Annotated in this window: 11 protein-coding genes; 5 read left to right on the plus strand and 6 right to left on the minus strand. The window is 36.2% G+C overall.

Annotated elements, in window-relative coordinates; translation table 11 throughout:
• Positions 1–88: 88 nt before the first annotated feature.
• The gene (uvrB, locus tag ACLMCG_RS18840) at positions 89–2080 is read left to right on the plus strand and encodes an excinuclease ABC subunit UvrB (RefSeq protein ID WP_223601288.1); all 1992 of its coding nucleotides are present in this window, start codon (positions 89–91) and stop codon (positions 2078–2080) included.
• Positions 2081–2159: 79 nt separating this feature from the next.
• Here uvrB and ACLMCG_RS18845 read toward each other — a convergent pair whose 3' ends face one another.
• From ACLMCG_RS18845 to ACLMCG_RS18860, 4 genes are all read right to left on the minus strand, one after another.
• Positions 2160–2387, minus strand: coding sequence for a DUF3820 family protein (locus ACLMCG_RS18845; RefSeq protein ID WP_413960779.1), 228 nt, complete (start codon positions 2385–2387; stop codon positions 2160–2162).
• A 20-nt stretch (positions 2388–2407) separates the two neighbouring features.
• On the minus strand, positions 2408–3487 hold the full coding sequence (locus ACLMCG_RS18850) for an AI-2E family transporter (RefSeq protein WP_413960773.1): 1080 nt from the start codon (positions 3485–3487) through the stop codon (positions 2408–2410).
• 12 nt (positions 3488–3499) lie between these two features.
• The gene (locus tag ACLMCG_RS18855) at positions 3500–4228 is read right to left on the minus strand and encodes a beta-carotene 15,15'-monooxygenase (RefSeq protein ID WP_047381924.1); all 729 of its coding nucleotides are present in this window, start codon (positions 4226–4228) and stop codon (positions 3500–3502) included.
• 72 nt (positions 4229–4300) lie between these two features.
• Positions 4301–5023 carry a hypothetical protein gene (locus tag ACLMCG_RS18860; protein WP_413960774.1) on the minus strand — a complete coding sequence of 241 codons (723 nt, stop codon included), beginning with the start codon at positions 5021–5023 and terminating at the stop codon, positions 4301–4303.
• 47 nt (positions 5024–5070) lie between these two features.
• Here ACLMCG_RS18860 and ACLMCG_RS18865 point away from each other — a divergent pair, with 47 nt between their 5' ends.
• A complete protein-coding gene (locus ACLMCG_RS18865; RefSeq protein ID WP_223601285.1) occupies positions 5071–6048 on the plus strand; it encodes an aminodeoxychorismate synthase component I in 978 nt (325 codons plus the stop codon).
• Entirely contained in the window at positions 6032–6658 is a 627-nt protein-coding gene (locus tag ACLMCG_RS18870; protein ID WP_223601284.1) for an aminotransferase class IV, read from the plus strand. The genes ACLMCG_RS18865 and ACLMCG_RS18870 overlap by 17 nt, the downstream gene beginning before the upstream one ends.
• 2 nt (positions 6659–6660) lie before the next feature.
• Here ACLMCG_RS18870 and menD read toward each other — a convergent pair whose 3' ends face one another.
• Positions 6661–8331, minus strand: coding sequence for a 2-succinyl-5-enolpyruvyl-6-hydroxy-3-cyclohexene-1-carboxylic-acid synthase (gene menD, locus ACLMCG_RS18875; RefSeq protein WP_413960775.1), 1671 nt, complete (start codon positions 8329–8331; stop codon positions 6661–6663).
• An 84-nt stretch (positions 8332–8415) separates the two neighbouring features.
• On the opposite strand from menD, the gene ACLMCG_RS18880 reads away from it, so the two are divergent.
• Positions 8416–9366, plus strand: coding sequence for an isopenicillin N synthase family dioxygenase (locus ACLMCG_RS18880; protein ID WP_413960776.1), 951 nt, complete (start codon positions 8416–8418; stop codon positions 9364–9366).
• Between the two features lie 54 nt (positions 9367–9420).
• Here the strand turns inward: ACLMCG_RS18880 and ACLMCG_RS18885 are convergent, their stop codons facing one another.
• Positions 9421–9693 carry a bacteriocin-like protein gene (locus ACLMCG_RS18885; protein ID WP_077419382.1) on the minus strand — a complete coding sequence of 91 codons (273 nt, stop codon included), beginning with the start codon at positions 9691–9693 and terminating at the stop codon, positions 9421–9423.
• 225 nt (positions 9694–9918) lie between these two features.
• On the opposite strand from ACLMCG_RS18885, the gene ACLMCG_RS18890 reads away from it, so the two are divergent.
• Entirely contained in the window at positions 9919–10080 is a 162-nt protein-coding gene (locus ACLMCG_RS18890; protein ID WP_413960777.1) for a bacteriocin-like protein, read from the plus strand.
• Positions 10081–10839 lie beyond the last annotated feature (759 nt).

Consider the following 10839-nt stretch of genomic DNA (forward strand, 5'->3'; position numbering starts at 1 on the left):
TTAAAGTTTTATTATCAAAATATTCACCATCAAAACATTATCCTGTCTAATAATTTCTTTCGTATTTTTGTTGTATACATTCTTTTCTATGGATTTTAAGCTTCAATCAGAATATAAACCTACCGGAGATCAGCCCCAAGCTATTGAAAAACTTACCGAAGGAATAGAGATCGGTGAAAAATATCAAACGCTGCTCGGAGTTACAGGCTCCGGAAAAACCTTTACTGTTGCGAATGTTGTAAAAAATGTTCAGCGCCCAACTTTAGTTCTGGCACACAATAAGACTCTTGCAGCACAGCTCTTCATGGAGTTTAAAGAGTTCTTTCCGGAAAATGCCGTGGAATACTTTGTAAGCTACTATGATTACTACCAGCCTGAGGCGTATATTGCAACAACAGGAACTTATATTGAAAAAGACCTGAGCATCAATGAAGAAGTTGAAAAGCTGCGTCTTTCTGCAACTGCCAGCCTTCTCTCAGGAAGAAGGGATGTTTTGATTGTCGCGTCTGTTTCCTGTATTTATGGTATTGGAAACCCTACGGAATTTCATAAATCTTTAATTTCCATCGCTATTGGTGAGAAAGTGACAAGAACAGCACTTCTCCATTCATTAGTTAATGCATTATATGCCAGAACATTAAACGAATTTCAACGAGGAACATTCCGTGTAAAAGGAGATGTGATTGATGTATTCCCCGCTTATACTGATAATGCTATCAGAATTCAGTTTTTTGGAGATGAAATTGAAAAAATTCAAAGCTTTGACCCAGTTACAGGGAATGTAGAAGACAATTTTGATCAGATACAAATTTATCCTGCCAATCTTTTTGTCACATCAAAGGAGACCTTAAACGGTGCCATTAAAGACATTCAGGATGATATGGTAAAACAGGTTGATTTCTTCAGCTCTGTTGGAAAGCCATTAGAAGCCAAGCGACTTCAGGAAAGAACTGAATTGGATCTTGAAATGATCAAAGAATTGGGCTATTGTTCAGGAATTGAGAACTATTCGAGATATCTGGACGGCCGTCTTCCGGGCACAAGACCTTTCTGCCTGATTGACTATTTCCCTAAAGACTTTTTAATGGTTATTGATGAAAGCCACGTAACCGTTCCACAGGTTCACGCTATGTACGGAGGTGACCGAAGCAGAAAAGAAGCATTAGTTGAATATGGTTTCAGACTTCCGGCTGCAATGGACAACAGACCTTTAAAGTTTGAAGAATTTGAAGCTATTCAAAATCAGGTAATCTATGTTTCAGCAACTCCTGCAGATTATGAACTTGAGAAAACCGGAGGAGCCTATATAGAGCAGATCATTCGTCCGACAGGACTTCTTGACCCTATTATTGAGGTAAGACCTACCATCAACCAGATTGATGATTTGATGGAGGAAATCCATAAAAGATCTGATGCTGATGAAAGAGTGCTGGTAACTACTTTAACGAAGAAAATGGCTGAAGAACTTACGAAATACTTTACCAAATTCGGAATCAGAACAAGATATATTCACTCTGATGTTGAAACGCTGGAACGTATTCAGATCATGCAGGATCTTCGTCTGGGGCTTTTTGATGTGCTTATTGGAGTTAACTTATTGCGAGAAGGATTGGATTTACCTGAAGTTTCATTAGTAGCTATTCTGGATGCTGATAAAGAAGGAATGCTGAGAAGCAGAAGATCAATGATTCAAACTGTGGGACGTGCTGCAAGGAATGTGAACGGAAAAGCAATAATGTACGCTGATAAAATCACTAAATCTATGCAGGCCACTCTTGATGAAACCGAATACCGCCGTGCTAAACAAATGCAGTACAATGACGATCACGGCCTGAAGCCAAAAGCATTAAATAAAAAGATTTCTGAAAACCTTGTCGGAAGAAGCAAAGACTTCCCGGATGAGAAATATACCCAAAAAGAAATCCTTCAGAAAGTTGCCGAAACAAAAGCAACCTATGCAAGTGAAGATATAGAGAAAATGATTACTCAGAAGCAGAAAGAAATGGAAGCGGCTGCGAAAAACCTTGACTTTATAAAAGCGGCCAAGCTTAGAGATGAAATTGCAGCATTGAAAGCTTAATAAGCCTGATTTATAAAATAGTTTCGGCGGCATCTTCGATGCCGCCGGAACTTTATACCGAGATTGGTTTATTTAATTTTTACAATCCGTTTCTTACTGCCGCTCGGATGGGAGTCAAAATATCCATCAGACCATTTAATTTGATCTCATAAACTGTTGAAAGCTGCATTCCCAGCTTTCCCTTCGGCATTCCGTTTTTGTTGAACCATTCCAGATAGCTGATTGGAAGATCAATCAAAACCGTTCCTTCGTACTTGCCGAATGGCATTTTCATTACACAGATTTCTTTTAATATTTCGGGATTCAGTCCTTCCACTTTTTATATAATTAAATTAATTTTTCTTCAAGATCATTTTGCCCGGGCAGTTCAAGATCCGGAGGAGTTTCTTCATCCGAAAATTCATTTCTGTATACCTGAACCAGAAGAAGGGTCAGTGAGATCAGAATAGGCCCGAAAATAAGTCCCATGAAGCCAAAAAGATTCATTCCCATGATAATTCCAAATACGGTATTCAAAGGGTGAATGTTCTCCAGTTTCTTTAAAAGGGTAAAACGAAGGAGATTATCCGTAAGACCTACCACAACAACACAATAGATTGCTAAGCCGATACCTTGACCTGTATTTCCTTCAGCGATCATAAAGATACACACCGGAACATATATAATAGCAGTTCCTACCACAGGAATTACTGAAGCAGCAGCCGTTAGAGCAAAAAGAAGTATTGCTCCCGGCGCTCCAAAAATAAGGTATCCGATAAGCGCTACAATCCCCTGTCCTACTGCTACAACCGGAATCCCGATAGCATTGGCCATAATCAGTTTTCTCATTTTATCGCCTATCAAAGAAATATTTGATCTCTTCAACGGCGCGGAAGAAGTAAGGATCTTTTCAAAGAGTCTTGGCCTTTCCAGCATAAAATACAGAATAAAATACATGGACATCACTACTGTAAGCGTATTGAAAGTCCCACTGACTGCTGAAGTAGAAAATTTCCCTACATTATCTTTCAACTTTGCCATGTTTTCTTTGCTCAGAATATCAAATCCTGTTTTTGAAAATATGTAAGAATGTATTTTATCCAGGAAAATATTGAACTTGGCCATATAAGCCTGTGCATTTCCCAGTTTATCAATAATCAGATCGGCAATAAAGTAGATAGGAAGAATAAGAACAATAAGACTCGCAAACATTAATGCAAATGCGGCAAGGGAAGGTTTCCATTTTTTTTCTTCCTGCAGGTAAAAGTTATACTTTCTGCAGACTACATAAATGGTGATTGCCCCCAAAACAGAGGGAATAAACAATGCCAGATTAAAACAGATCAACCCTGCCAGCACTATAATAATGGCCAGCAAAGACATCTGCTTTATCGCAACACTGCTTATTTGTTTGTCCTTATTCATCATGTATTTTATATTTTATTTACTGTACATAATTTGTCTTGGTTTTCCTAAGAAAGCACAATACGTAGAGTACATTACAATCATAATAAACGGAGCGGTTAAGATAACCCCAATTCCGCAAAGAATAACCCCTGCAATAGAGATCAGAAATCCTAAGAATCCGGTTAGTAAGAAAATTCCATAGTTTTCTTTAGCAATATTGAATGATTTTCCTAAAGCATCTGTAGCTGAAGCATTTTCAAATAACAGAATAGGATATCCTAATAAAAGGAAAGGATATACAAAAATAATAGGCAGCACACACAATGCAAGAGCAACTGAAGAAATAATCCCAGATAGAAGACTGTAGATCAATATGTTTACAAAATTCTGACGGTATCCAATGAATAGATCAGAAAACTCAATAGGGCTTTTGGTATTATATTTATTCACCATGTAAATCAATCCTACATACAAAGGAGATAATAAAAGACCGAAAAGACTGGAAGCTCCCATATACAAAGGAAGTCCCGGAGCGCTCCAATAATTGAAGTCACCTCCTGAAGATTTCATATCTTCTACGATAGAAGCAGAATCAAATCCGGTAAGCATCTGAATAACAGACCCTCCAACCAGATAAATAATCATTGCTACGATTCCGTAGCCGAAAACACCTTTATACATTTCAAAGGCATGAGAAATAATCGACCCCGTATCTCTGTTAGGCACAGAGCCTTGCTGATCAAATTCGTTAAATTCAGACATAGTTTAAATATTTAATGATTTTACCAAAATTAGTTTTTTTTAGTAAAAAATCATATTAAACACGAATGAATTTTAACTTTTCTCAGAAAAAACGGTTTTATACAGTGAATAAATCATCGCATTCCAAAAAGGAAATGTGAAAAGCCCTCCTATCAAAAACAGAGCAAAGCCTAAATATTTAAACAGAAAAGCAACGATTACACAAACCATTATTTCCACGAAATACATTTTAAGTGCTTTAAAATTCAGAGAAATTGCTTCAAATATCCTTTTATCCGTAAAAAACATAAGTGGCGCAACAAATAGGGTCACAGCAACCCAAGCAACCGCCAATACTACGGTAGGAATCGTAAATCTGTAAATAAAGAACCAGAAAAGAAAATACCCAACATATTTGAAAAAGTTGAGTCCGTTGTACCCGGCAAAGAGATCCCCGATCACAATATTTTCTTTAAGATCAATTTTTCTGAAAATCTGGAACATCCCAAGATTCAATGGGTACAAAAATGCTGTTGTTCCCCAAATGGCTAGTGTAAACATCTGATAATTTTCGGTAGCCGTTATTGCTTCCATTTTTTTCAGATATACTTTTGTCCCCTGTAAAAAGGCTTCCTCCAATTCTTTATTGTACGAGAAAACATCATATTTCGTTCCAAAAAGCATAACTGCGGTAAGCAATATTCCAAAAAAGATGATGGAAAACATCAACTGAAAAACCAGTGTTTTATTCCAATAAAAAAAAGCCTGCTTCAATATAAAATCTAGTCCCGGTTTCTGAGGATATTTGTTCTGCATCATAAAAAATTTATGCAAAAGTAAACATCAATAATTATTTTTGCAGAATGTTTTCAGTGAATCATCAAAAATTTATGAAAATGGACGAGCTTTCTCTTCAGAAGGTTCCCTATTTTTTCGTAATCGACTTTCTCTCGGAGAATGTCGAAATATATCAGGAACATGAAATTGAAAAATCAGGTTTAATAATTGATTTTCAAGAGTTTTCAAACACGAAAGAAACACAAGCTCTAGATAAAAAAGTAGTTTGGAAATCGTTTCCTGAAACGTTGGAAAGCTTTAAAATTGGTTTTGACAAAGTTCAGAAAAATATTCGTTTAGGAAACTCTTATTTAGTAAACTATACTAGAAAAACTAAGATAGAGACAAATTTAACCTTAGAAGAAATTTTTTATCATTCAAATGCGAAGTATAAAGTATTTTATAAAGATTTTTTTGTATTTTTTTCTCCTGAAACTTTTGTAAAGATCATTAACGGTAAAATTTTAACCTATCCCATGAAAGGCACCATTGATGCCTCTATTGAAAATGCTGCGGAAGTACTGAAGAATGATAAAAAGGAAAAAGCAGAACATTACACTGTAGTAGATCTGCTCCGGAATGATCTGAGCATGGTGGCTGATGATGTAAAGGTGGACCAGTTCCAGCATATTGATTTCATCAAAACCCAACAAAAGGATCTGTATGCAATGAGTTCTGAGATTTCAGGAATGATAAAACCTGAATTTGATGGAAAAGTAGGAAGTATCATGCAGAAACTTCTTCCTGCAGGTTCTATTTTAGGAGCTCCAAAGCCTAAAACACTGGAAATAATTCTGGATGCAGAAGGGTATGAAAGAGGTTATTACACCGGCGTTTGCGGCTGGTTTGACGGCCAGAATGTTGATAGCTGTGTGATGATCCGTTTTATAGAAAAAGAAGGAGAGCAGCTTTATTTCAAAAGCGGAGGCGGTATAACGCACATGAGCAAGTTAGAAGACGAATATCAGGAAATGAAAAATAAAATCTATGTCCCAATTCATTGAAAGCATTAAAGTAGAAGATCAGGAGATTTTTCTATTGGATCTACACCAGAAACGTGTCAATCAAACATTTTCCCATTTCGGGAAAGAAGACTCTATTGATCTGGCCAAGATCTACAAAAATCTGCAGCATGATGAAGATGGTCTTTTCAAATTAAGAATTTCTTATGATCTCGACAAAAGAGTCAGAACACAGATGATTCCTTATGCTATTCCGGAGATTCAGAACTTCAAACTCGTAGAAAATAACAGTTTTGATTATTCATTCAAATTTGAAGACCGTAAAGAGTTGGATAAAATGAAAATGAAATCCAAGACAGAAGAAATTATCATTGTTAAAAATAATCACATCACCGATACCTCTTTTTCCAATCTTTTATTTTTAAAAGGGAAAGACTGGTTTACCCCCGCTACCTATCTGCTGAACGGAGTACAGAGACAGCATCTTTTAAAGCACAAAAAGATCAAAGAAACGGAGATTACTTTACAAAACATAAAGCAGTTCACCCATTTCCAGATCATTAATGCATTGAATGATTTTGATGATATGTTCATCTACCCTATCGACAGAATTATCAACCTGCCGGGGAATGAAGAATATCTTGATCTTTAAGATTATTTCATAAATTCAAAGTATGACTTCAGTACATCTGCGCTATTTTTCCCGTGAGTATTTACTTCCAGGATTTTTGGCTGTGCATCAGGTTTGAAGAAATTCTCCAGAACTCTGTCAAGCGTAATTTCATCCTCTACTTTTATGTAGGAGAACCCAAAGTGCTTGGCAAGAGATTCTGCATTCTTACGGTGTTTTGTGGCAATAAACTCGTCTAATGTATTCGGGTTAGCATTTCCAGGCCCCGGAATGATTTTAAAGATATTTCCTTCACCGTTGTTGAAGATCATAATTCTTACAAACGGCGGAATATATTGATTCCAAAGTCCATTGATATCATAAAAGAAACTTAAATCTCCTGTGATCAGCAAAGTAGGATTTTCATTTTTAATAGCAAATCCCATTGCCGTAGAAGTAGATCCGTCAATACCGCTGGTTCCTCTGTTACAGTACATTTTTCGCTTCCCAAAATCAAACAGCTGTGCATATCTGATGCCGGAAGAATTACTGAAATGGATGTTATAATTTTCAGGAATCGTCTGCGAAGCCTTATTGAAGAAATAAAAATCTGAGAAGTCAATCGTATTCAAAAACTGCTCGTGTTTAGCATCTTTTTTATCCCTTAAAACATCCCAAAGATTAAAATAAGGTCTGGGCTCCAGATTGATAAATTTTAACAGTTTTGAGAAGAAAACTTCAGGCTTAACTTCAATTTTTTCTGTCAATGAGAAATAAGTATCCGGCTGCCATACTTCATCCAGGTGCCAATGCTGTTTAGGGCGAGCACTTCTCAGGAACTGTTTTACTTTTTTAGAAACTACGTTCTGTCCGACTGTGATCAACAGGTCAGGAGCATAGGTTTTATAGTCTTCTTCTGTAAAATTAAATATATAACGATCTATATGTTTGAAAAACTTCTCGTGATGAAGGTTAGAGTTAGCCTCACTCAAAACAATAACAGAATGGTTTTTCACCAATTGAGTCAATTGATTTTCCAATTCTGGACTGTAATCCCTTGTTCCTACCAAAAGCATAATTCTTTGTGAAGTATGCCAATCCGCAATCAGATTTGAAGGGATTTCATATTCTTTATGCTTGATAGTTTTTTCTACAGTAGGAAAAGTAGGAAGTTCCGAAACAAGCTCATACAAAGGCTCCTCCAAAGGAATATTAATATGCACCGGTCCCTGCTTTTCAAAGCAAAGTTCAATCGCTTTTTTAATGGTATCGAAATTAATATCTTCTGCATGTTCTTTGCTGTCTTCCAAAAGCTGGAAGTCGCCATAGGAATGCTGATGAAAAACATCATTCTGTCTTATCGTCTGACCATCGAACAGATCAACAAAATCGGTCGGTCGGTCAGCAGTAAGTACCAAAAGTGGAATATTCTGATAAAAAGCTTCAGTAACAGCAGGATAGTAGTTTACCACTGCTGATCCGCTGGTACAGGTAATTGCTACCGGTTTCTTTTCGCTTTTCGCCATTCCCATTGCCACAAAAGCAGCACTTCTTTCGTCTACAATACTGTAACAGTTAAAACTATCTACCTCCGAAAAATGAATGGCCAAAGGAGCATTTCTTGACCCCGGAGAAATTACGATATCAGCAATTCCGTACTGTTGAAGAAGATGTGCAAGTATTTGGATACTTCTCTTAGAAGAATATTTTTTCATACAGCAAATTTAACTTATAAATAATGATTTTAAAATCATTTAAATTAAAAAAAATGTAATTTTGCTATTCGTAAATTTCTAAAAATGGATAAAATACCTAGTGTAGACCTGCGTGATTTCCTTTCGGACAACCCGGAACGCAAACAGAAATTTGTAAATGAAATCGGAAAAGCTTATGAAGAAATTGGTTTTGTAGCCTTAAAAGGCCACTTTCTTGATGACAACCTAGTGGATGATTTGTATGGAGAGGTAAAAAACTTTTTTGAACAGCCAGTGGAAACGAAACAGAAGTATGAGATTCCAGGAATTGGCGGCCAGAGAGGTTATGTAGGATTCGGTAAAGAAACCGCGAAAGGTTTCAAAAAAGGAGACTTAAAAGAATTTTGGCACTTTGGACAATATCTGTCTGATGATTCAAAATACAAAACTGAGTATCCGGACAATGTAATTGTTGATGAACTTCCAAAGTTCAATGAAGTAGGTAAGGAAGCATTCCAGATGCTTGAGAAAACAGGACAGTATGTTCTAAGAGCTTTAGCATTGCACCTTGGTTTAGATGAATTTTATTTTGATGACAAAATCGCAGAAGGAAATTCTATTTTAAGACCTATCCACTATCCGCCAATTACTGAAGAACCGGATGATGCGGTAAGAGCAGCTGCTCATGGAGATATCAACCTTATTACTCTTTTAATGGGAGCACAAGGAAAAGGTCTTCAGGTTCAGAACCACAACGGAGAATGGATTGATGCCATTGCAGAACCGGATGAATTGATGATCAATGTTGGAGATATGCTTTCAAGACATACCAACAACAAATTGAAATCTACTATCCACAGAGTGGTAAACCCACCAAGAGAAATGTGGAGTACTTCAAGATATTCAATTCCTTTCTTTATGCATCCTGTAAGTGCAATGTCTTTAAATGCACTTGAAAATTGTGTAGACGAAAACAATCCTAAACTATACGAAGATACAACTGCCGGAGAATTCCTGCATGAAAGATTGATCGAACTGGGATTGATTAAAAAATAAAATAAAGAGGCTGTCTCAATATCGAGACAGCCTCTTTTATTCCTAATTTGTAGCCTATCCTGTTATACAATAAAATTCAGGGCACGGCGTAGGCTGAGTGAAAGTTCCCCACGGACAAATACAGGTATAAGAATCACCACCACCTCCCGGGTTTCCTCCACCTCCCGGATTTCCTCCGTAAGGCACACATTTTCCACCCGAACAAATTTCTCCCGCAGAGCAACCTCCTTCTCCTGGTCCTCCACCCTCAAAACAATATGCAGGAAAGTCTACTCCAGCAACAATACTTCTCTTGTCTTCTCTTGAAAGTTTTTTTAGATTTTTCATAGTTTTTGATTTTTGGTATTTCCTACTCTATAAGCTTTCAGATAATGCTTGCTTAAAAATAGCGCTTATTTAATTAATAATCAAATATTTAAATAAAAATGAGTTTGTAACAGATTCAAGAGACTATAATTTTACTAAACTTTATTTTTTTATATACCATATCTTGTTTAATTAAAAATATTTTAACTATTTTTACTTTACATACAAATTTTTAATTAAAACAATATGAAAAATTTAAAAAAACTACAAAAAGACCAATTAAAAAACATTTCCGGAGGAGCTACTCTTCCTGAAGCAGATTTCTGCATGTATTATTGCAGCGGAGTAATTGTTTGTGCTACATGCAGTGATGATTTCAAATGTCCGGACACAAACAGTGATATGTAAGATTGAAAATCAAAATGTCATAAAATGGGAACCGTTTCTTTGTTGAAGCGGTTTTTTATTTGTCCATGGTTAAAATAAGATAGATTCTAGCTCTTATTATGCAATTTCTACCACAGTATAGGTTTTATAAAAGATAAGGGGGGTTATGAGGTTAAGAAAATTATTGTAGTAATAAGTATTATCTGGGATTAAAGTAGAGAATACATTAACATTAATAAAGAAAAGCATTCTCCCGCTATCCATTCCTACTCCTCGCTCCTATGCTTTCCTACGCTCAAACCCGACAGCTCTCACACGCAAGCTGCGGGGTAACCATTACTATCCGGGCTAGGGAAGACGAATTATGAATTATAAGTTATAAATGATGAGTTGTCGAAGCTACCCTGTCTAAGAATGATCAATTTTACATTCTAAAATCTAATATCTCAGCTATGTCATTCCGTAGGAATCCACCCACACTATTAGAGCCTAAAGGATTCAAAGGAGTAGTATAGAAGATTTTAATACTTTAAGTAATTTGATAATCTAAGCTATACTGGATGATATAATTTAAAATGCATTGTTTGGACTCCTACGGAGTGACAAGGGAGTGCTATCAATGATAAGTGATAAGTAATAAGTAATCAATAATGATTGCTCATTGCTTATGTTTGGAGTTGTGCTGGGTTTGCTTTGGATTGGGGTTGTGTATAAAGCAAAAAAAATCCTTTATCATAAGATAAAGGATTTTTAAAAATAAAATAAAAACTGGCGGCGGCC

The sequence above is a fragment of the Chryseobacterium sp. S90 genome (genome assembly GCF_047444895.1).
Classification (GTDB): Bacteria; Bacteroidota; Bacteroidia; order Flavobacteriales; family Weeksellaceae; genus Chryseobacterium.